At 62.3% G+C, this 22,192-nt stretch carries 18 protein-coding genes; 11 read left to right on the forward strand and 7 right to left on the reverse strand.

Annotated elements, in window-relative coordinates:
* Nucleotides 1–3: 3 nt before the first annotated feature.
* The 9 genes from murD to lpxC all read left to right on the forward strand — a co-directional run bounded on the left by murD (nt 4) and on the right by lpxC (nt 10,509).
* A complete protein-coding gene (gene murD, locus J2Y83_RS04295) occupies nt 4–1,350 on the forward strand; it encodes a UDP-N-acetylmuramoyl-L-alanine--D-glutamate ligase (RefSeq protein ID WP_253393451.1) in 1,347 nt (448 codons plus the stop codon).
* On the forward strand, nt 1,347–2,570 hold the full coding sequence (gene ftsW, locus J2Y83_RS04300) for a putative lipid II flippase FtsW (RefSeq protein WP_057004267.1): 1,224 nt from the start codon (nt 1,347–1,349) through the stop codon (nt 2,568–2,570). Before murD ends, ftsW begins: the two co-directional genes overlap by 4 nt.
* Entirely contained in the window at nt 2,560–3,630 is a 1,071-nt protein-coding gene (murG, locus tag J2Y83_RS04305; protein ID WP_253393452.1) for an undecaprenyldiphospho-muramoylpentapeptide beta-N-acetylglucosaminyltransferase, read from the forward strand. Before ftsW ends, murG begins: the two co-directional genes overlap by 11 nt.
* Nucleotides 3,623–5,083 (forward strand): UDP-N-acetylmuramate--L-alanine ligase, encoded by a 1,461-nt coding sequence (murC, locus tag J2Y83_RS04310; protein ID WP_253393453.1) that lies wholly within the window; start codon nt 3,623–3,625, stop codon nt 5,081–5,083. Before murG ends, murC begins: the two co-directional genes overlap by 8 nt.
* The gene (locus J2Y83_RS04315; protein ID WP_253393454.1) at nt 5,080–6,048 is read left to right on the forward strand and encodes a D-alanine--D-alanine ligase; all 969 of its coding nucleotides are present in this window, start codon (nt 5,080–5,082) and stop codon (nt 6,046–6,048) included. Before murC ends, J2Y83_RS04315 begins: the two co-directional genes overlap by 4 nt.
* Nucleotides 6,049–6,051: 3 nt before the next feature.
* Nucleotides 6,052–6,921 (forward strand): cell division protein FtsQ/DivIB, encoded by an 870-nt coding sequence (locus tag J2Y83_RS04320; RefSeq protein WP_253393455.1) that lies wholly within the window; start codon nt 6,052–6,054, stop codon nt 6,919–6,921.
* A gap of 15 nt (nt 6,922–6,936) precedes the next feature.
* Entirely contained in the window at nt 6,937–8,199 is a 1,263-nt protein-coding gene (gene ftsA / locus J2Y83_RS04325) for a cell division protein FtsA (RefSeq protein WP_017845923.1), read from the forward strand.
* A gap of 80 nt (nt 8,200–8,279) precedes the next feature.
* On the forward strand, nt 8,280–9,485 hold the full coding sequence (ftsZ, locus tag J2Y83_RS04330) for a cell division protein FtsZ (protein ID WP_247401408.1): 1,206 nt from the start codon (nt 8,280–8,282) through the stop codon (nt 9,483–9,485).
* 112 nt (nt 9,486–9,597) lie between these two features.
* Nucleotides 9,598–10,509: a UDP-3-O-acyl-N-acetylglucosamine deacetylase gene (lpxC, locus tag J2Y83_RS04335; protein ID WP_003171886.1), complete on the forward strand. Its 912-nt coding sequence runs from the start codon at nt 9,598–9,600 to the stop codon at nt 10,507–10,509.
* A gap of 94 nt (nt 10,510–10,603) precedes the next feature.
* Here lpxC and J2Y83_RS04340 read toward each other — a convergent pair whose 3' ends face one another.
* From J2Y83_RS04340 to J2Y83_RS04365, 6 genes are all read right to left on the reverse strand, one after another.
* Nucleotides 10,604–12,097 carry a sensor domain-containing diguanylate cyclase gene (locus J2Y83_RS04340; RefSeq protein ID WP_253393456.1) on the reverse strand — a complete coding sequence of 498 codons (1,494 nt, stop codon included), beginning with the start codon at nt 12,095–12,097 and terminating at the stop codon, nt 10,604–10,606.
* An 86-nt stretch (nt 12,098–12,183) separates the two neighbouring features.
* Nucleotides 12,184–13,512, reverse strand: a complete 1,329-nt coding sequence (locus J2Y83_RS04345; RefSeq protein ID WP_253393457.1) for an OprD family porin — start codon at nt 13,510–13,512, stop codon at nt 12,184–12,186.
* 395 nt (nt 13,513–13,907) lie between these two features.
* Complete coding sequence (locus tag J2Y83_RS04350) at nt 13,908–15,272, reverse strand: heavy metal sensor histidine kinase (protein ID WP_253393458.1); 1,365 nt, start codon at nt 15,270–15,272, stop codon at nt 13,908–13,910.
* On the reverse strand, nt 15,262–15,939 hold the full coding sequence (locus J2Y83_RS04355) for a heavy metal response regulator transcription factor (protein WP_253393459.1): 678 nt from the start codon (nt 15,937–15,939) through the stop codon (nt 15,262–15,264). Before J2Y83_RS04355 ends, J2Y83_RS04350 begins: the two co-directional genes overlap by 11 nt.
* 14 nt (nt 15,940–15,953) lie before the next feature.
* A complete protein-coding gene (locus tag J2Y83_RS04360; RefSeq protein ID WP_253393460.1) occupies nt 15,954–19,049 on the reverse strand; it encodes a multidrug efflux RND transporter permease subunit in 3,096 nt (1,031 codons plus the stop codon).
* On the reverse strand, nt 19,046–20,212 hold the full coding sequence (locus J2Y83_RS04365; RefSeq protein ID WP_253393461.1) for an efflux RND transporter periplasmic adaptor subunit: 1,167 nt from the start codon (nt 20,210–20,212) through the stop codon (nt 19,046–19,048). Before J2Y83_RS04365 ends, J2Y83_RS04360 begins: the two co-directional genes overlap by 4 nt.
* Nucleotides 20,213–20,427: 215 nt before the next feature.
* Here J2Y83_RS04365 and J2Y83_RS04370 point away from each other — a divergent pair, with 215 nt between their 5' ends.
* Together J2Y83_RS04370 and J2Y83_RS04375 are read left to right on the forward strand one after the other, a co-directional pair.
* Nucleotides 20,428–20,661: a hypothetical protein gene (locus tag J2Y83_RS04370; RefSeq protein ID WP_253393462.1), complete on the forward strand. Its 234-nt coding sequence runs from the start codon at nt 20,428–20,430 to the stop codon at nt 20,659–20,661.
* A 169-nt stretch (nt 20,662–20,830) separates the two neighbouring features.
* Nucleotides 20,831–21,613 carry a transporter substrate-binding domain-containing protein gene (locus tag J2Y83_RS04375; protein WP_253393463.1) on the forward strand — a complete coding sequence of 261 codons (783 nt, stop codon included), beginning with the start codon at nt 20,831–20,833 and terminating at the stop codon, nt 21,611–21,613.
* Between the two features lie 93 nt (nt 21,614–21,706).
* On the opposite strand, the gene J2Y83_RS04380 is transcribed toward J2Y83_RS04375, so the two are convergent.
* On the reverse strand, nt 21,707–22,189 hold the full coding sequence (locus J2Y83_RS04380; RefSeq protein WP_253393464.1) for a GNAT family N-acetyltransferase: 483 nt from the start codon (nt 22,187–22,189) through the stop codon (nt 21,707–21,709).
* Nucleotides 22,190–22,192 lie beyond the last annotated feature (3 nt).

Here is a 22,192-nt window from a genome sequence, read left to right on the forward strand (position 1 = left end):
CGAGTGTCCCTGATCGCTTCAGACCACTTCCGCATCGTTGTCGGCCTCGGCAAGAGCGGCATGTCCCTGGTTCGCTTCCTGGCGAACCGGGGCACGTCGTTTGCCGTCGCCGATACGCGGGAAAATCCACCGGAGCTGGTCACGCTGCGCCGTGACTACCCGCACGTGGAAGTGCGTTGTGGCGAGTTGGATGTCGAGTTTCTGTGTCGTGCCGACGAGCTTTACGTGAGCCCCGGCCTGGCCCTGGCGACACCGGCCCTGCAAGCCGCAGCGGCGCGTGGCGTGAAGCTGTCCGGCGATATCGACCTGTTCGCGCGCAACGCGAAGGCGCCGATCATCGCGATCAGCGGTTCCAACGCGAAAAGCACCGTGACCACCCTGGTTGGCGAGATGGCGGCTGCGGCCGGCAAGCGCGTGGCCGTGGGCGGCAACCTCGGCACCCCGGCGCTGGACCTGCTCAGCGACGACGTCGAGCTGTACGTGATGGAACTGTCGAGCTTCCAGCTGGAAACCACCCACGACCTGGGCGCTGAAGTGGCCACCGTATTGAACGTCAGCGAAGACCACATGGACCGCTACAGCGGCCTGCCGGCCTATCACCTGGCCAAGCACCGGATTTTCCGCGGCGCCAAACAAGTGGTGGTCAACCGCCAGGACGCCTTGAGCCGTCCGTTGATGGGCGAGGGCCTGCCGTGCTGGACCTTTGGCCTGGGCAAACCCGACTTCAAGGCTTTCGGCATTCGTGAAGAGAACGGCGAGAAATACCTGGCCTTCGAATTCCAGAACCTGATGCCGGTGCGCGAGCTGAAAATCCGTGGCGCGCACAACCAATCCAATGCCCTGGCGGCCCTGGCGCTGGGGCATGCCGTTGGCTTGCCGTTCGACGCCATGCTCGCGAGCCTGCGCACCTTCGGCGGCCTTGAGCATCGCTGCCAGTGGGTCCGCGACTTGAATGGCGTCAGCTATTACAACGACTCCAAGGCCACCAACGTCGGTGCCGCATTGGCCGCCATCGAAGGCCTGGGTGCCGATATCGATGGCAAGCTGCTGCTGATCGCCGGTGGCGACGGCAAAGGCGCCGACTTCAAGGACCTCAAGGGACCGGTGGCCGCCCATTGCCGCGCCGTGGTGCTGATGGGCCGCGATGCCGACCTGATCGCTGCCGCCCTCGGTGATGCGGTGCTGCAAGTGCGCGCCAGCTCCCTCGACGATGCGATTGCCCAGTGCAAAGCCTTGGCCCAGCCGGGTGATGCGGTGCTGCTGTCGCCGGCGTGCGCCAGTTTCGACATGTTCAAGAACTACGAAGAGCGCGGCCAGCTGTTCGCCCGCGCCGTGGAGGCCTTGGCATGAATCTCAACTTCCGTAACATCATCAAGCCGTACCCGTCGCCGATCATTACCGGGCGCGGTATCGACCTCGACTTCCCGATGCTCGCCGGTTGCCTGGCGTTGCTGGGCCTGGGGCTGGTGATGATTACGTCGGCGTCCTCCGAAGTGGCGGCCGTGCAGTCGGGCAACACCCTGTACATGATGATCCGTCACCTGGTGTACCTGGTGATCGGCCTCGGCGCGTGCATCGTCACCATGATGATCCCCATCGCCACCTGGCAGCGCCTGGGTTGGCTGATGCTGATCGGTGCGTTTGGCTTGCTGATCATGGTGATCCTGCCCGGCATCGGCCGCGAGGTGAACGGTTCGATGCGCTGGATCGGCTTCGGTGCGTTCAACGTGCAGCCGTCGGAAATCGCCAAGGTGTTCGTGGTGATCTACCTCGCCGGCTACCTGGTACGTCGTCAGAAGGAAGTGCGCGAGAGCTGGATGGGCTTCTTCAAGCCGTTCATCGTGCTGCTGCCCATGGCTGGCCTGTTGCTGATGGAACCCGACTTCGGGGCCACCGTCGTGATGATGGGCGCCGCTGCAGCGATGCTGTTTCTCGGCGGGGTCGGGCTGTTCCGCTTCACCTTGATGGTGGTGCTGGCGGTAGCCGCCGTGACCGTGCTGGTGCAGGCGCAACCCTACCGGATGGCCCGTCTGATCACCTTTACCGACCCGTGGTCCGACCAGTTCGGCTCCGGCTACCAGTTGACCCAGGCGCTGATCGCCTTTGGTCGCGGCGAGTGGCTGGGCGTGGGCTTGGGTAACAGCGTGCAGAAACAATTCTACCTGCCGGAAGCGCACACTGACTTCGTGTTCTCGGTGCTCGCCGAAGAGCTGGGCGTGGTCGGCTCGCTGTGTACCGTCGCGCTGTTCGTGTTCGTGTGTGTGCGCGGCATGTACATCGGCTTGTGGGCCGAGAAGGCCAAACAGTATTTCGCTGCGTATGTGGCGTATGGCTTGTCGTTCCTGTGGATCGGCCAGTTCCTGATCAATATCGGCGTGAACGTCGGCCTGCTGCCGACCAAGGGCCTGACCTTGCCGTTCCTCAGTTACGGCGGCAGTTCGTTGGTGATCTGCTGCGCCTGTCTCGGCTTGCTGCTGCGCATCGAGTGGGAGAGTCGCACCCACTTGGGCAGCGAAGAGATGGAGTTCAGCGAAAGCGACTTCGCCGAGGAGCCGACCCATGGGCGCTAACGTGCTGATCATGGCGGGCGGCACCGGGGGCCATGTGTTCCCGGCCCTGGCCTGTGCGCGCGAATTCCAGAACCGTGGCTACACCGTGCATTGGTTGGGGACGCCGCGCGGCATCGAAAATGAATTGGTGCCGAATGCCGGCTTGCCGCTGCATCTGATCAACGTCACCGGTCTGCGCGGCAAGGGCAAGCTGTCCCTGCTCAAGGCGCCGTTCGTGTTGCTCAAGGCGATGTGGCAGGCACGCAAGGTCATCCGTGAATTGCAGCCGGTGTGTGTGCTCGGTTTTGGCGGTTATGTGACCGGCCCCGGCGGCGTTGCGGCCAAACTCGCTGGCGTGCCGGTGATCGTGCATGAGCAGAACGCTGTCGCCGGCACCGCCAACCGCTTGCTGGTGCCGCTGGCAGCGCGGGTCTGCGAAGCGTTCCCGAATACCTTCGGCGCGTCGGACAAACGCCGCACCACGGGTAACCCGGTGCGCACCGAACTGTTTATGGACATCGCCCGTGAAGCCTTGGCCGGGCGCAAGGCGCACCTGTTGATCCTGGGCGGAAGCCTGGGCGCCGAGCCGCTGAATAAATTGCTGCCGCAAGCGCTGGCGCAACTGCCTGTGGACTTGCGCCCCGAGGTCTTCCACCAGGCCGGCAAGCACCACGATGAAGTGACTGCCACGCGTTATCGCGAGGCCGGTGTCGAGGCCGATGTGCAGCCCTTCATCAAAGACATGGCCCAAGCCTATGGCTGGGCCGACCTGGTGGTCTGTCGCGCTGGTGCGCTGACCGTCAGTGAACTGGCCGCCGCCGGTCTGCCGTCCTTGCTGGTGCCTTTGCCCCACGCGATCGACGATCACCAGACCCGCAACGCCGAATATTTGGCCGGGGAGGGCGCTGCCTTCCTGCTGCCGCAAAGAACGACTGGCGCCGCCGATTTGGCCGCACGCCTGACCGAGGTTTTGATGCAACCGGAACGACTCAACAGCATGGCGAGCACCGCACGCCGCCTGGCCAAACCTGACGCAACCCGCACCGTAGTCGATATCTGCCTGGAGGTGGCCCATGGTTGAGAATCAGAAAGCCATGCCGCAACCGGAAATGCGCCGTATCCGTCGTATCCACTTCGTCGGGATCGGCGGCGTGGGCATGTGCGGTATTGCCGAAGTGTTGCTGAACCTGGGCTACCAGGTGTCCGGCTCCGACTTGAAAGAGTCGCCGGTCACCGAGCGCCTGAAGTCCTTCGGTGCGAAAATCTTTATCGGCCACCACGCCGAGAACGCCACCGAGGCCGACGTGCTGGTGGTGTCCAGCGCTGTGAATACCTCCAACCCGGAAGTGGCCACCGCCCTTGAGCGTCGCATTCCGGTGGTGCCTCGCGCCGAAATGCTGGCCGAGCTGATGCGCTACCGCCATGGTATTGCCGTCGCCGGCACCCACGGCAAGACTACTACCACCAGCCTGATCGCCTCGGTGTTCGCCGCTGGTGGCCTGGACCCGACCTTTGTGATCGGTGGCCGCCTGAATGCAGCCGGCACCAATGCCCAGTTGGGCACCAGCCGCTACCTGATCGCCGAAGCTGACGAAAGCGATGCCAGCTTCCTGCACCTGCAACCGCTGGTGGCCGTGGTCACCAACATCGACGCCGACCACATGGCGACCTACGACGGTGACTTCAATAAGTTGAAGAAAACCTTCGTCGAGTTCCTGCATAACCTGCCGTTCTACGGTTTGGCGGTAGTGTGCCTGGATGACCCGGTGGTGCGTGAAATCCTGCCGCTGGTCAAGCGTCCTACCTTGACCTACGGCTTCAGCGAAGACGCCGACGTGCGTGCGATCAATGTGCGCCAGCAAGGCATGCAGACGTTCTTCACTGTGCTGCGCCCGGACCGCGAACCGCTGGACGTGTCGGTGAACATGCCGGGCAACCACAACGTACTCAATTCCCTGGCGACCATCTGCATTGCCTCCGACGAAGGCGTCAGCGATGAAGCCATTGTCGATGGCCTGTCGGGCTTTGCCGGCGTGGGCCGGCGCTTCCAGGTCTATGGGCAACTGCCGGTGGAAGGTGGTGACGTGATGCTGGTGGACGACTACGGTCACCACCCGACCGAAGTCGCTGCCGTGATCAAGGCCGTGCGTGGTGGCTGGCCGGAGCGTCGCCTGGTGATGGTCTACCAGCCGCACCGCTACAGCCGCACCCGCGACCTGTATGACGATTTCGTCAATGTACTGGCCGATGCCAACGTGCTGCTGCTGATGGAAGTCTATCCGGCCGGTGAAGAACCGATCCCCGGGGCGGACAGCCGCAAGCTGTGCAACAGCATCCGTCAGCGTGGCCAGTTGGACCCGATCTACATCGAACGCGGTGTGGACCTGGCGCCGATCGTCAAGCCGCTGCTGCGTGCCGGCGACATCCTGCTGTGCCAGGGTGCCGGTGACATCGGTGGCCTTGCGCCTAAATTGCTGGCGAGCCCCTTGTTCGTAAAAGAAGCGTTTGCCGCAGAAAAGGGGAAGTCGAAATGACCACCCACTACGGCTCCCTGTTCTCCACCATCGCCCCCGCCGACTTCGGCCGCGTGGCGGTACTGTTCGGCGGCAAGAGCGCTGAACGCGAAGTGTCGCTCAAGTCCGGCAATGCCGTGCTCCAAGCGCTGCAGAGCGCGGGCGTGAATGCGTTCGGTATCGACGTGGGCGACGACTTCCTCGCCCGGCTGCAGGCCGAGAAGATCGACCGCGCCTTCATCATCCTGCACGGCCGTGGCGGTGAAGACGGCAGCATGCAAGGCCTGCTGGAGTGCGCCGGGATTCCTTACACCGGCAGCGGCATCCTCGCGTCGGCGCTGGCCATGGACAAGTTGCGCACCAAGCAGGTGTGGCACAGCCTGGGGATTCCAACCCCGCGTCACCGCGTGTTGTGCAGCGAAGACGATTGTATTTCTGCAGCCAAGGAACTGGGCCTGCCTTTGATCGTCAAACCAGCCCATGAAGGCTCCAGTATCGGCATGGCTAAAGTGAACTCGGCCGCCGAATTGATCGACGCATGGAAAGCGGCAAGTACCTACGATTCGCAAGTGTTGGTGGAACAGTGGATCCAAGGTCCCGAGTACACCATCGCCACCCTGCGTGGCCAGGTATTGCCGCCCATCGCCTTGGGCACGCCCCACACTTTCTATGATTACGACGCCAAGTACCTGGCTTCCGATACCCAGTACCGGATTCCCTGTGGCCTTGACGCAAGCAAAGAACAGGAACTGATGGACCTCACGGCGAAAGCCTGTGAGGCGCTGGGTATCGCCGGTTGGGCGCGGGCAGACGTGATGCAGGACGACCAAGGGAATTTCTGGTTCCTGGAAGTCAACACCGCACCGGGCATGACCGACCACAGCCTGGTCCCTATGGCCGCTCGCGCAGCCGGTCTGGATTTTCAGCAGTTGGTGCTGGCGATCCTGGCGGCCAGCGTTGCCGGTGAAGAAAGGCAGCGAGGCTAAGACATGAAAGGCGCATCGCTTCGTCATCAGCCCCCACAAGTACCCGGCCGCAAGCCGGTGCCACGGGGTGCCAGCCGGATGGTGGCTAAAGAGCCGATGTCGGCGCGCCTGCCGAAAGCCAACTTTGGTTTCCTCAAGGCGCTGTTCTGGCCGGTGTTGCTGGTGGTGTTGGGCTTCGGCACTTACGAAGGCGCGCAGCGTCTATTGCCTTACGCCGACCGACCGATCACCAAGATCAGCGTACAGGGCGACTTGAGCTACATCAGCCAGCAAGCGGTACAGCAGCGCATCGGTCCGTTCCTGGCGGCGAGTTTCTTCACCATCGACCTGGCCGGTATGCGCCGGGAGTTGGAGCAGATGCCGTGGATCGCCCATGCCGAAGTCCGCCGTGTATGGCCGGACCAGGTGACGATCCGCCTGGAAGAACAACTGCCCGTGGCCCGTTGGGGCGATGAAGCGCTGTTGAACAACCAGGGCCAGGCGTTCACTCCGCGTGAGCTGGCCAACTACGAGCACCTGCCGCAGCTGTTCGGGCCGCAGCGGGCGCAGCAGCAAGTGATGCAGCAGTACCAGGCCTTGAGCCAGATGCTGCGGCCGCTGGGCTTCTCCATTGCACGCCTGGAATTGCGTGAACGGGGCAGCTGGTTTTTGACGACCGGGGCAGGCAGTTCCGGCCCGGGCATCGAGTTGTTGCTGGGACGCGACCGCTTGGTGGAAAAGATGCGCCGCTTTATTGCCATCTATGAAAAGACCTTGAAAGAACAGATTACGAACATTGCGAGCGTCGACCTGCGTTACGCCAACGGCCTTGCCGTCGGCTGGCGTGAACCGGCTGCGCCCACGGCAGCGCAACCCGCTGTCGCGAAGAATTAAGAAGAGGCAGGACCCATGGCAAACGTGCAAAGCGGCAAAATGATCGTCGGTCTCGATATCGGCACCTCCAAAGTGGTGGCGCTGGTGGGCGAGGTCGGGGAAGACGGCACGATCGAAATCGTCGGTATTGGCACGCATCCGTCCCGGGGCCTGAAGAAGGGCGTGGTGGTGAACATCGAGTCCACCGTGCAATCGATCCAGCGCGCCATCGAAGAAGCGCAGCTGATGGCCGGTTGCCGGATTCACTCGGCGTTCGTCGGCGTGGCGGGCAATCACATCCGCAGCCTGAACTCCCACGGCATCGTGGCGATCCGCGACCGCGAAGTCAGCGCGGCCGATCTTGAGCGCGTGCTCGACGCGGCCCAGGCCGTGGCGATCCCGGCTGACCAGCGTGTGCTGCACACCCTGCCGCAGGACTACGTGATCGACAACCAGGAAGGCGTGCGCGAGCCCCTGGGCATGTCGGGCGTGCGCCTGGAAGCCAAGGTCCACGTGGTGACCTGCGCGGTCAATGCCGCACAGAACATTGAAAAGTGCGTGCGCCGCTGCGGCCTGGAAATCGACGACATCATTCTCGAGCAACTGGCTTCGGCCTACTCGGTACTGACCGACGACGAAAAAGAACTGGGCGTGTGCCTGGTCGACATCGGCGGCGGCACCACCGACATCGCGATCTTCACTGAGGGTGCGATCCGTCACACCGCCGTGATCCCGATTGCCGGCGACCAGGTCACCAACGACATTGCCATGGCGTTGCGTACACCGACTCAGTACGCCGAAGAGATCAAGATCCGCTATGCCTGCGCCCTGGCCAAACTGGCCGGTGCCGGTGAAACCATCAAGGTGCCGAGCGTGGGCGACCGTCCACCGCGCGAGTTGTCGCGCCAGGCCTTGGCCGAAGTGGTCGAGCCACGTTACGACGAGCTGTTCACCCTGATCCAGGCGGAACTGCGTCGCAGTGGCTACGAAGATTTGATCCCGGCCGGCATCGTGCTGACCGGTGGCACCTCGAAGATGGAAGGCGCGGTCGAACTGGCCGAAGAGATCTTCCACATGCCGGTTCGCCTGGGCGTGCCCCATGGCGTCAAAGGCCTGGGCGACGTGGTGCGCAACCCGATTTATTCCACCGGTGTGGGCTTGCTGTTGTATGGGCTGCAAAAGCAGACCGACGGCATTTCCCTGTCGGGTCCGAGCATCCGCGACAGCTACCGCGGCGACGACGAAGCGAAAGCGCCGTTGTTCGAACGGTTGCAGGCGTGGGTCAAAGGCAATTTCTAACGATTTACCGCAGCACCGCACCACTGTTGTAGAAGCATGCAGTAGGCGAAAAAACTAGAGAACACGAAAGGAGAGGGAAAATGTTCGAACTCGTAGACAACATCCCCGCAAGCCCGGTCATCAAAGTGATCGGTGTCGGCGGTGGCGGCGGCAACGCTGTCAACCATATGGTCAAGAGCAACATCGAAGGCGTTGAATTCATCTGCGCCAACACCGATGCCCAGGCGCTGAAAAGCATCGGCGCGCGGACCATCCTGCAATTGGGCACAGCCGTGACCAAGGGCCTCGGCGCCGGCGCCAACCCGGAAGTCGGCCGTCAAGCCGCTCTGGAAGACCGCGAGCGTATCGCTGAAGTGCTGCAAGGCACCAACATGGTGTTCATCACCACCGGCATGGGCGGCGGTACCGGTACCGGTGCAGCGCCGATCATTGCCGAAGTGGCCAAGGAAATGGGGATTCTGACGGTCGCTGTCGTGACCCGTCCGTTCCCGTTCGAAGGTCGCAAGCGTATGCAGATCGCCGACGAAGGTATCCGTCTGCTGTCTGAAAGCGTCGACTCGTTGATCACCATTCCCAACGAGAAGCTGCTGACCATCCTGGGCAAGGACGCGAGCCTGCTGTCCGCGTTTGCCAAGGCTGACGATGTACTGGCCGGTGCCGTTCGCGGTATCTCCGACATCATCAAGCGTCCGGGCATGATCAACGTCGACTTCGCCGACGTGCGTACCGTGATGAGCGAAATGGGCATGGCGATGATGGGCACTGGCTGCGCCAGCGGTCCGAACCGTGCGCGTGAAGCCACCGAAGCGGCCATCCGCAACCCGTTGCTGGAAGACGTGAACCTGCAAGGCGCACGCGGCATCCTGGTGAACATCACCGCCGGTCCTGACCTGTCCCTGGGTGAGTACTCCGACGTGGGTAGCATCATCGAAGCCTTTGCTTCCGAGCACGCGATGGTCAAAGTCGGTACCGTTATCGATCCGGACATGCGCGACGAACTGCATGTAACCGTGGTTGCGACCGGCCTGGGCGCAAAAATCGAGAAGCCTGTAAAGGTCATCGACAATACCGTTCACACCAGTCACAGCAGTCACGCCAGCCAAGCGGCTGCCGCTCCAGCGCCTTCGCGCCAGGAACTGCCGTCGGTGAACTACCGTGATCTGGACCGTCCGACCGTGATGCGCAATCAGGCTCAGGCCGGTGCTGCGGCGTCCCGCAGCCCGAATCCGCAAGATGACCTGGACTACCTGGACATCCCGGCATTCCTGCGTCGTCAGGCCGATTAATGGAATGTATCAGGGCTATGAAGGTGATTGGTGTTCAGCAAAGGTCTGGTCTGCTATCATCGCCAGCCTTTGTTGATACCAGTTCGCAATTTGCGCTGAAGCGGTCCAAGCCATGATTAAACAACGCACCCTGAAGAATATTATTCGTGCCACAGGTGTAGGTCTGCACTCCGGGGAGAAGGTATACCTGACCCTCAAACCTGCACCTGTCGACACCGGCATCGTGTTTGTTCGTGCCGACCTGGACCCTGTGGTGCAGATTCCTGCTCGCGCGGAAAACGTTGGCGAAACCACGATGTCGACCACATTGGTCAACGGTGACGTCAAGGTGGACACGGTGGAGCACTTGCTCTCGGCCATGGCTGGCCTGGGCATCGATAACGCCTACGTCGAGCTCTCCGCGTCCGAAGTCCCCATCATGGATGGCAGCGCTGGTCCCTTCGTATTCTTGATTCAATCTGCCGGCCTGGAAGAACAGGACGCAGCCAAGAAGTTCATTCGCATTCTGCGGGAAGTGACAGTAGAAGACGGCGACAAGCGCGCCACCTTCGTCCCGTTCGAAGGCTTTAAAGTGAGCTTTGAGATCGATTTCGATCACCCGGTATTTCGTGACCGCACCCAAAGTGCAAGCGTGGATTTTTCCAGCACTTCGTTCGTAAAAGAAGTCAGCCGCGCCCGTACCTTTGGTTTCATGAGTGACATCGAGTACCTGCGCAAGCATAACCTCGCACTCGGCGGCAGCGTTGAAAATGCCATTGTGGTCGACGCGGATGGTGTACTGAACGAGGACGGCCTTCGTTATGAAGACGAATTCGTGAAGCACAAGATCCTCGATGCAATCGGTGACCTCTACCTGCTGGGCAATAGCCTGATAGGCGAGTTCAAAGGCTTCAAGTCGGGCCACGCCCTTAACAACCAGCTGCTGCGCAAGTTGATTGAGCAGACAGACGCTTGGGAAGTCGTGACCTTCGAAGATGCCAGCACCGCACCGATCTCTTACATGCGTCCCGTTGCGGCGGTGTAAGTAACAACTCTCTTTCTTTAGTTTTAAGGGCTGCCTTCGGGTGGCCTTTTTTATTGCCTGTGGTTCGCTCGCCACAATGGCCTGTTCGCCTCAGTTATCGCTCCGGCGCATCCACGATACGATTGCGCCCGGTGTGCTTGGCCTCATACAGTGCCTGGTCCGCACTGAGCAGCAAATCCTCCAGGGACATGCGACTGCGCTTGTCCCAGGTACTCAGGCCGATGCTCACGGTGATCGGCCGTTCATCTCCCTCCACCCGTGGCAAGTGCTCGACGCCACTGCGGATATGCTCGGCAATCAGCCACGCGCCCCTGATATCGGTAGCCGGCAACACCACGGCGAACTCTTCACCGCCATAACGTGCGGCCAGGTCGGCTGGGCGACGGATGTTGCTGCCGATCACCTGGGCGACGTTGCGCAACGCCTCATCGCCGCCGTGATGACCGTGGCGGTCGTTGAATGCCTTGAAGTGGTCGACGTCGATCATCAATAGCGTCAGCGGTTCGGCGGAGCGCTGCGCACGGTCCCATTCCAGACGCAGGCGCTGGTCCAGAATGCGCCGGTTGGCCAGGCCGGTGAGCGCGTCGGTGGCTGCCAGTTCTGACAGCACCTTCTCTGCGCGATAACGGCGCCGCAGTTCCCGGCGCAGCATCCAGGCCAGCCATAGAAGGCCCAGGCACAGGATGCCCGTGGCGCCGCCTGCCAGCATCGCCGCGCGATTCCACGGCGCGAACACATCGTCGCTGGACAGCGCCACTACCACAATCAGGGGCAGCTCGCCGACGTTGGTGAAGGTGTACAGGCGCTCCTTGTCGGTGATGGCCGAGATGGCCCGAAAGCTGCCGCTCCCATCGCGCAGCATGCGCTTGAAGTTGGGGCGATCACTCAGGTCCTTGTCAATCATGTCGCGCTCCAGCAGCGGTTGCTGGGCCAGGAGAATGCCGCGGTTGTTCAACAGGTTGACCGAGCTGCTATGGCCGATGGTCAGGCCTTTGAACAACTGATCGAAGTACGCCAGGCGCATGGTGGCCACGGCGACCCCGGCAAACTCGCCGTTGGCGCCGGTGACGCGGCGGCTGAATGCGATGCGCCAGACCTGCTCGCAATTGCACTCAACCCTGAACGGCCGGCTGATGAACAGGTCGGTCTGGCCAGCGTTCTTATGCGCGAGGAAGTAGTCGCGGTCAGCGAAATTACGCGGGGTTGGCTTGAGCGTCGAAGAGTCGGCGACGACGGCGCCATTGGCGTCCAGCAACAGCACTTCGCCTTTGAACGGCGCCGCCGCTGACCGCTCAAATTGCACCAGGTGTCGGATGTCCGCTGATACCTGGGACAAATCCTTGCGCTGTGTGGCCGCGATCAGCCCTTGCAGTGCGAGGTCATAGAGTTCGACGTTACGCAGCACATCGGCGTTGATCAGCTGCGCGATGTTGGTGGTTGAGCGTTTGGCCGCCTCCAGCGTACTGGCGTGTTCGCGGATCAACAGCACCGAGACCATGATCACGATCAGCGCGACGGTGAGGCCACTGCCCAGCATCAGCAACAGCTCTGGGCGTTCAGGTGGTGTACGGACGGGGCGTTGACTCATCGGGCAGACTTCGACGATAAAGATGCTGGCAGTTTAGTTCTACCCGATGAAAATTGATTGATGGGTTAAAAAGAAAGATCTACGCCTTAGAACACATTGATCGGATAGTCGACGATCACCCGGTATTCATCCACATCCCGATCCACCGCCGAGTAGCCATTGCTGCCCCGGTTGGTCGCCCATTGCAGGCGCAGGGACAGGTCCTTGGCCTTGCCGCCCTGCACCACGTATTTCATATCGATGTCGCGTTCCCAGTGCTTGGCGTCCTGGCCGTCGGCGCTGTACCAGGCGCTGTAGCCCCGGCTGTTGGGGTCGACTTTGCTCAGGTCGGTCTTGCCGCTGCTATAGGACACGGCAGTGGTCAGGCCGGGCAGGCCGAGGCCGACAAAGTCATAGGCGTACTTGAGCTTCCACGAACGCTCGTTGGGGCCGTTGAAGTCCGAGTATTGCTGGGAGTTGTCCAGGTACACGCTGTCGCCCTGGGTGATGTAGTCGAACGGTGTGTTGCCGTTGACCCGCTGGTACGCGGCCGTGACGCTGTGGTTGCCCACGCCTACGGTGAAATGCAGGCTGTAGGTGTTGTTGTCGATGTTACCCAGCAGCGACTGGCCGCTGTCCTGGGTGTGGTAGTAGTGCAGGCCGGGGTTGAGGCTGACCAGATCGTTCAGCGCGTAGGTGTAGTCCAGGTCGTAGTAGTACTGGTGCCACACATCCTTGAGTTCGGAGGCGTACAGGTTGCTGGTCAGGCCCGGGATGCCGCTGAACGACACACCGGCCCAGTCCAGGTGCTGGCTGTCGGCGTGCTCCGGCAGTACGCCGTAGCTGGTGCCGATACGCCCGTGGCCGCTCTGGTTATAGAGTTTGGTGAAACTGGCTTGGCCGCCTTCGATCATCCAGCCGTCAACGCTGTGGTTGGTCAGGCTCACGCCGCGAAAGGTCTGGGGCAGCATACGGGTCATGCCGCCGGCGATCACCGGGTTGTTGAGGAACAGGTCACCGGCTTTCAGTTCCGTGTCGAACGCGCGCATCTTCAGCGTGCCGCCAGCGGTAGAAAACGACCCCGGCGCCTTGCCGCTGCCTTCACTGTTGCCATACGGCAGGATGCTGGAACCGTCGGTGCCGCCACCGCCGTCGAGCTTAAGGCCGAGCATGGCGTGGGCATCCAGGCCGAAGCCGACGGTGCCCTGGGTATAGCCGGATTCGAAGATGCCGAGAAAGCCCTGGCCCCATTCTTTGCTGTCATCGGTGTGGATGTCGCGACGGTCGTGGTTCATGTAGTAGTTGCGGGCGTTGAGCTTGAGGCTTGCGCCTTCGACGAAACCGTCGGTGGGGGTTGCGTCTGCCGCGTGGGCGAGGGGGGCGATCGTTGCTGCAATCGCGAGGAATAACGGGGTGAACGTCAGCGAGTTCTTCACCGGTGGAGCTCCTTTGGTCTAACGAAAACGGCCAATGTCGTTGGGGTGTGCCTGGCCTTTTTTACCGCAAAAAAAAAGCCGCTGAAGTCAGCGGCTTTAAGACAGTTTCCCAGTGCAGAGCCCTGGAAAAAAGTCGAGGGAAATTCGGGTAAGCGGGTCAGCTGTCTTGGCCGTCGCGCTCATCGATGCGTCAAATTAACGCAGGCGAGCGCTGCGATACAGAGTGTAACAAGATAATGACTGTTGCCAAAATCGCAACAGTCATAGATTTGGCGCAAGCCAATGTGGGAGGGAGCTTGCTCCCGATAGCGGTGTATCAGTCACTGAAGTACTGACTTCACTGCCGCTATCGGGGGCAAGCCCCCTCCCACATTTGTCTGAAGTGTTCTCAAGCGTTAGACGGGCAGGGTAATACCGAAGGTGTTGCCGCCCGCGTCACTGCGCACGAACACATCGCCGCCATGCATCAGCGCAATCGCCTTGACGATGGCCAGCCCCAGCCCGTGGTTGGCGCCGCTGTTGCTGCGTGATGCATCCACCCGATAGAAGCGCTCGAACAGCCGAGGCAGGTGCTCGCTGGCAATCGCGGCGCCGGGGTTGGTTACGGCGATCGCCACCTGATGCTCCTGCACGTCGATGTTCACCGCGATGATCTGCCCTGGCGCGGTGTGCTGCACGGCGTTGCTCAGCAGGTTGATCAGCGCGCGGCGCAGGTGCGCTCTTTCGATCTGTACCTGGGCGTCGCCGTGGACTTGCACCCGGACCTGGGCGTCTTCGAGGATGAAGTCCAGGTAGTCGAGGGTGGTCGCCACTTCGTCGGCCAGGGAGCTTTCGATCAGCTTGGTGGCCTTGCTGCCTTGGTCGGCGCTGGCGAGGAACAGCATGTCGTTGATGATCGAACGCAGGCGCTCCAATTCTTCCAGGTTGGACTGCAGCACCTCGAAATAATGCTCGGCCGAGCGCCCGCGCGTCAGGGCGACCTGGGTCTGGCCGATCAGGTTGGTCAGGGGCGAGCGCAGTTCGTGGGCGACGTCGGCGTTGAATGACTCCAGGCGCGAGTAGGCCTGTTCGACCCGGTCCAGGGTGGCGTTGAACGAGTTGACGAACTGACGCAACTCCGGCGGCAGTGGCGACAGTTGCAGGCGCCCGGAGAGTTTCGGCGGCGCGAGTTTCTGCGCTTCGTCCGAGAGTTTGCCCAGCGGCTTGAGGCCGATGCGCGAGACCCAGAACCCCAGCAGCGCCGCCAGGACCACGCCGATAAACGCCAGGCTGATCAGCGCCACCAGCAAGTGGTGCTGGGTGGCGCGAAAGTTTTCGGTGTCGATGGCGATCATGAAGCGCAATGGCGGGCGCTGGTCCTGGGCGGGGAACTGGCTCACCAGCACTTTGAACGGGTCGTTATGGCCGGCCAGGCGCAAGTCGCGTTTGCCGGTCGGGCCGGCGGCGAAGGCGCGGATCTGCGCGTCCGGGCTGCCGTATTCGTAGTTCGGGTCGCTGCTCACCACCCAGAAACGGATGCGCTTGTCTTCCTCAGCCAACAACTTGAGTTTGGCCTTGATCTTGGTCCAATGCTCCGGCGTGCCGAAACGCGTCACCGACGACTCCAACACGCTATAGCGCGCATCCAGTTCGGCCTCCGGTAACAGGCCCAGACCACGGTCCACCTGCTGATAGAGCACGCCGCCGATCAACAGGAAGATCAGCAGCGCCACCAGGGTGAACATGCCGCTCAAGCGCAGCGCGATGGAATTAGCTGACACTGCGGCTCTCCAGCACATAACCCATGCCACGGATGGTGTGCAGCAGCTTCTGTTCGAACGGCCCATCGAGCTTGGCGCGCAGGCGTTTGATCGCGACTTCGACCACGTTGGCGTCGCTGTCGAAATTGATGTCCCAGACCATTTCCGCGATGGCGGTCTTGGACAGGATCTCACCCTGGCGCCGCGCCAATACGCTGAGCAGCGAAAACTCCTTGGCGGTCAGGTCCAGGCGTACGCCGTTGCGGCTGGCCTTGCGGCTGATCAGGTCGATCCACAGGTCGGCGACGGTCACCTGCACCGGTTCGTGCCCGCCACTGCGGCGGGTCAGGGCTTGCAGGCGCGCCACCAGTTCGAGGAAGGAAAACGGCTTGCCCAGGTAGTCGTCGGCGCCTTCACGCAGGCCGCGAATGCGGTCTTCCACGCGTTCGCGGGCGGTGAGCATGATCACCGGCGTTTGCTTGCGCGCACGCAAGGCGCGCAGCACGCCGAAGCCGTCGAGACCGGGCAGCATCACGTCGAGCACGATCACCGCGTAATCGTTTTCCAGCGCCAGGTGCAAACCCTCGACGCCTTCACGCGCCACGTCGACGGTGTAGCCTTGCTCCGTCAGGCCGCGATGCAGGTAGTCTGCGGTTTTTTCTTCATCTTCAACGATCAGGACGCGCATGACCCCGCCTTAACTTAATGTGTGGTCGCCAACGCGGGCGTTGGTGTGGGCCTGTGGAAAAACTTCTCAAGGTACAAGTATATGACCGGCGTGGTGAACAACGTCAGCGCCTGGCTCACCAGCAAGCCGCCGACCACCGCGATCCCCAACGGTTGGCGCAGTTCCGCGCCGGGGCCTGCGCCGAGCATCAGCGGCACGGCGCCGAGCAGGGCGGCGAGGGTGGTCATGATGATCGGCCGGAACCGCGTGACGCAGGCTTCGTAGATCGCTTCCTGCGGCGGCAGGCCTCGGACCCGCTGGGCTTCGAGGGCGAAGTCGATCATCAGGATGCCGTTCTTCTTCACGATGCCGATCAGCAACACCAGGCCGATCAGGGCCATGATCGAAAAGTCCTGGCCCAGCAGCCACAACATGATCAACGCGCCCAAGCCAGCCGAGGGCAGGGTGGAAATGATCGTCAGCGGGTGGACGAAACTTTCGTACAGCACGCCGAGAATGATGTACACCGCCACCAGCGCCGCGAGGATCAGCCACGGCTGGCTGGCCAGTGAACTCTGGAACGCCTGGGCCGCGCCCTGGAAGTTGCCGAGGATGCTGGCCGGCATGCCGATTTCGTTCTTGGCCTGGTCGAGCATGATCACCGCATCCCCCAACGCCACGCCGGGCGCCAGGTTGAACGACAGGTTGGCGGCCGGGAACATGCCGTCATGGCTGATGGACAACGGGCCTACGCTGGGCGGGTCGACCTTGGCCAGGGCCGACAACGGCACCATCTCGTTGGTCAGCGGCGAGCGCAGGTAGAAATAATTCAGGCTTTCGGCTTTACCGCGTTGCTGGCTGTCGAGTTCCAGCACCACTTGGTACTGGTTGATCTCGGTCTGGAACTCGTTGATCTGGCGCTGGCCGAACGCGTCATACAACGCCTGGTCGACATCGGTGGCGGTCAGGCCGAAGCGCGCGGCGGCCTGACGGTCGATGCTGATGTGGGTAATGCTGCCGCCCAGTTGCAGGTCGTTGGACAGGTCGCGAAACGCCGGGTTGGCGCGCAGTTTTTCGGTGAGGCGCTGGGTCCAGGTATTCAGTGTCGGGCCGTCGTTGCTCTTGAGCACGTACTGGTACTGGGCGCGGCTGGGGCCGGAACTGAGGTTGATGTCCTGGCCGGCGCGCAGGTACAGCACGATGCCCGGCACCTTCGCCAGTTTCGGGCGGATGCGGTCGATGAACTGGCTGGCGGACACATCGCGATCACCGCGGTCTTTCAGGGCGATCCAGAAGCGGCCGTTGGCGATGGTCTGGTTGCTGCCGGTGACGCCCACCGAATGGGAAAAATCCGCCACCGCCGGGTCATCCTTGACGATCTCGGCCAGGGCTTTGTGCTTGGCGACCATGTCCGGGTACGACACATCGGCCGCCGCTTCGCTGGTGCCGAGCACGAAGCCGGTGTCCTGCACCGGGAAGAAACCCTTGGGGATGAACACGTAGCCGAGCACCGCCAGCGCCAGCGTGACCACGAAGATCGCCAGCATGCTGCGTTGATGGGCCAGGGCGCGGCGCAGGTTGCGTGCGTAACCGGCCAGCAGACGTTCGCTGAAACCAGGTTTGGCGTTGGCAGGATGGCTCGGGGCGCGCATGAACAGCGCCGCCAGGGTCGGCGCCAGGGTCAGCGAGACCACCACCGAAATCAGGATGGTCGAGGTCGCCGTCAGCGCGAACTCCTTGAACAAGCGCCCGACCACGCCGCCCATGAACAGCAGCGGAATGAACGCCGCCACCAGCGAAAAGCTGATGGACACCACGGTAAAGCCAATCTCGCCGGCGCCTTTGATCGCCGCTTCGCGCTTGCCCAGTCCGGCTTCGAGATGGCGGTGAATGTTCTCCACCACCACGATCGCATCGTCCACCACAAAACCCACGGAGATGACGATCGCCACCAGGGTCAGGTTGTTCAGGCTGAAGCCCATCAGGTACATCAAGGCGAAACTGGCGATCAGCGACACCCCGAGCACACTCGACACAATCAACGTCGCCGACAACTGCCGCAGGAACAACGCCATCACCGCCACCACCAGCAACACGGCGATCAGCAGGGTCACTTCCACTTCATGCAGGGAGGCGCGGATGGTCTTGGTGCGGTCGCTCAACACACTGACCTGCACCGACGCCGGCAGCATGGCCTGCAGGCGCGGCAGTTGCGCTTGAATGCGGTCGACGGTTTCGACGATGTTCGCGCCGGGCTGGCGCGAGATCACCAGGTTGACCCCCGGCGTATCGCCGGACCACGCCTGTACGTAGGCGTTTTCCGAACCGTTGATGACTTTGGCGATGTCGCGCAGTTGAACTGGCGCGCCATTCTTGTAGGACACGATCAGTTGGGCGTAGTCCTCAGGCTGAAACAACTGGTCGTTGGTCGACAGGGTCGACACGCTGTTCTCCCCGTAGATCGCGCCTTTGGCCAGGTTCAGGCTCGACTGCTGGATCGCCAGGCGGATGTCGGCCAGGGTCAGGCCGATGGCCGCGAGTTTGTCGGGCGAAGCCTGCACGCGAATCGCCGGGCGTTGCTGGCCGGTGATGTTGATCTGGCCGACGCCGTCGATCTGGCTGATTTGCCGTGCCAGCAGGGTTTCCACGTAATCGCTCAGCTCGGTGCTGGGCATGCTGGCGGAACTGACGCTGAGGATCAGCACCGGGCTGTCCGCCGGGTTGACCTTTTTCCAGGTCGGCAGGTTCGGCATATCGCTGGGCAGCTTGCCGGAGGCGGTGTTGATCGCCGCCTGGACTTCCTGGGCGGCGGTGTCGATGCTCTTGTTCAGGGTGAATTGCAGGGTCAAGAGGCTGGAGCCCAAGGCGCTGCTGGAGGTCATCTGGGTCATGCCGGGGATGGCGCTGAATTGCACCTCCAGGGGCGTGGCCACCGACGAAGCCATGGTGTCCGGGCTGGCGCCGGGCAGTTGCGCGCTGACCTGGATCGTCGGAAATTCCGCTTCCGGCAGTGGGGCGATGGCCAGTTGCGGGAAGGCAATCAGCCCGAGCAACACCAGGGCGAAGGTCAGCAGCAGCGTCGCGACCGGGTGGTCGACGCACCAGGCCGACGGCGAGCGGCTGGCGTTCATGGTTGCACCTTGGCGTCGACGGTCTGGATCACTTGCGGTGGCTCTTTGAGCACCTCGACCTGAGCGCCGGCCTTGAGCCGCGACTGGCCGTCGCTGACCAGCACATCACCGGCCTGTACGCCCTTGATGAGCGTCACATCGCTGTTCTGGTAGGTGACCTGCACCGGCACCACCTCCACCTTGTCGCCGTTGACCCGGTACACAAAGTGCGCGTCCAGCCCGCGTTGCACCACGGTCGGCGGCACCACCAGGGCGTTCTTGTCGAGGCCGGTCTGGATCTTGATGCTCACCAGTTGCCCCGGCCACAGGCGCTGCGTGGCGTTGTTGAACTCGGCCTTGGCGCGCAGGGTGCCGGTGGTGGAACTGATCTGGTTGTCGATCAGGCTCAAGTGGCCTTCGCCGAGCAGGTCGCCGGTCTGGCCGTCGGTGTCGGCGCCCAGGTAGGCGTCGACGCTGGCTGGGACGGGGGCCGCGATCAGGCCTTGCAAGGTGGGCAACATCTGTTGCGGCAAGGAAAACTCGACAGCAATCGGGTCGATCTGCGTGACCGAGAACAGGCCCTGGGTATCGCTCGTGCGCAGGAAGTTGCCTTCATCCACCGTGCGAATCCCCACGCGGCCGCTGACCGGTGAGCGAATCTGAGTGTAGGAAAGCTGCACCTTTTCCGCATCAATCGCGGCCTGATTGCCCTGGACGGTGGCCTTGAGCTGGTTGACCAGGGCTTGCTGCTGGTCATAGGTCTGCTTGGACACGCCGTCGTCGACACTCAATGCCTTGTAGCGCTTGAGGTTGATCAGCGCTACTTGCAGTTGCGCCTGGTTTTCTCCCAACTGCGCCTTGGCCTGGTCGAGGCTGGCGCGGATCGAGCGGTCATCGATGGTCGCCAACAGATCCCCGGCCTTGACCCGCTGGCCTTCCTTGACCAGCAATTGGGTGAGGATGCCGTCGACCTGCGGGCGGATCACCACGTTGTGCAACGACAGCACCGTGCCAATGCCGCTGACGAAACGCGGGATGTCCTGTTGCGCCACGCTCACCACCCGTACTGGGATTGCCGTCGGCGCCGCCAGCCTGGTTTTGGCCGGTCGCGTCAGCGCCCAGGCTGCAATCGCCAGCACCAGCAGGACACCCACGATCAGGGCAGTTTTTCGTTTAATTTGCATGGGGGTGAGGCGCCAGGGCAAAGGAACGGAAGAGTGAGGTGTCTTTATAGCCCGTCAACCCGGTCAGCAAGGTGACTGCTAACTGACAGCGCTGTCAGTAAACGCCGACCATTCGTACAGGCAGTGGTTAAAGATCTGAAGGGCGCAGGTATACTGCGCGCCAGTGTGGGCCACAAGCTGGCCCCGCATCATTTTTTGCATGCTCCGGAGCTTCCATGACTTCCCCGACACAACCCCCTGTTGAAGCGGCCGACCTCGTCGATCCGGCCAGCGCCGAAGGCGTTGAAAAAACCGAGATCCCGGCGTTTAAGTTTCCGTTCAAACTGGGTGAACTGGCCGGGGCCAAGAATGCCGCCCAGCCTTGGTACAAGAATGGCGCGAAGAACGGGCACACCAAGTCCCCAGGCATGGCGCCGCCGGGCACTCGTCGTTCGATGGGTAAACGCTGAGAGTAATACGTCGCACGCTGTGTCGGCTATGCCCTACAACGTCCGCTGATATTTCTGATTGTAGAGCCACAACCGTTTCTTGAAAGCTTGCACGGCCTCCGCTGCGCTCCGGCTTTTTCCGCCGGGGCGGGATGGTTGAGGCTGGACTTTCCGGAAAAGGACGTTTCCTGTGGCTCTGATACACATTTGTGCCGTGCTCGCGTTATTGCTGGCGGCCGATAGCGTTGCCGCCGGTGAGCCGCCACGGCGCGAAATCCGTTTTGCCGTCGCTGCGCAATTCTCCCCCTTCCAGAGCCGCGACCCGCAAGGCCAACTGGTCGGCCTGAACATCGACCTGGGTAACGCCCTGTGCGTGCAGTTGAATGTGCGCTGCACCTGGGTCGATCAGGTGCTGGTGGAAAATTTCCCGGCCCTTGATGCCCGGCAATTCGACGCAATCATGGGCATGGCGCCTACATCGCTACGTCGGCGCTCGGTGAGTTTTACCGATGAACTCTATCCGTTCACCACGCGCCTGGTCGCCCGCAGAACATCCGGCCTGCTGCCGACCGTGCGCTCGCTCAAGGGCAAGCGTGTCGGGGTGTTGCTGGGCAGTAATCGCGAAGCTTTCGCCCTTGCGCAGTGGGCGCCCAAGGGCGTTATCGTCAAGAGCTTCTGGCTCAATGACGAACTGGCTCGCAGCCTGGTGGCGGGGGATATCGATGCGACCCTGCAAGGCACCGTGGAAATCCGTGAGGCGCTGCTCGATACCGTCGATGGCCAGGACTTTGACTTCCTCGGCCCCGCCATTTCGGCCGAGCTATTGGGCAGCGGCGTGGCAATCGCGGTGCGCAAGCCCGATACGGCCCTGCGCAATGCCCTCAACTGCGCCCTTGAACAACTGATGCAAAGCGGCGAATACCAGCGGATCATTCAGCCCTACCGCCTGGATGCAATCCCCGTCGCGCCATGATCGCAAAGTAATTGCTCGTTTCGCTGCGCGGGGTGATCGCCGTGTTGCCTGGGCAACTCTCGGCGGTATACGTGCGCTGGGGCACCGTGCCCGTCAGTCCTCGGTAACCGCATCGCGCAGCACAAACACCATGCCAGCACTTTCGTAGAGCTGCCGAGCACGTTGGTTGCTTTCCAGGACCTTGAGGTCCACATAGGGTTCGCCGCGCTGCTTGAACACCTGGAAGGCGTGCAGCAACAAGGCGCGGCCCAGCCCCTGGCCCTGGGCGCAGGGATGGACGGCGAGGTTCTTGATGAAGGCGCTGGTCCAGCACTGGGCCACGCCGAGAATACCTTCGGCATTGCTCGCCACCAGGCACAACGTGGGGTCGAACTCGGCATCGGTCACGAACTGCTGCCGCCAGGTTTGCAGGTTGGCGACGCGGCCGCCGCCTTGTGCCTGGGTCATGCACAACACCGCATGAATCGCCGGGGCGCATTCGTCGCGGTAGTGATCCAGCTGTGTCCCGGCCGGCCACTGCGGCGCGGGCAGGTCACGGGTGAGGTCGCGGCGTAGCAGTTGGAAATACTCGGTCACCGG

Source organism: Pseudomonas marginalis, from assembly GCF_024169655.1.
Lineage (GTDB): Bacteria > Pseudomonadota > Gammaproteobacteria > Pseudomonadales > Pseudomonadaceae > Aquipseudomonas > Aquipseudomonas paraveronii.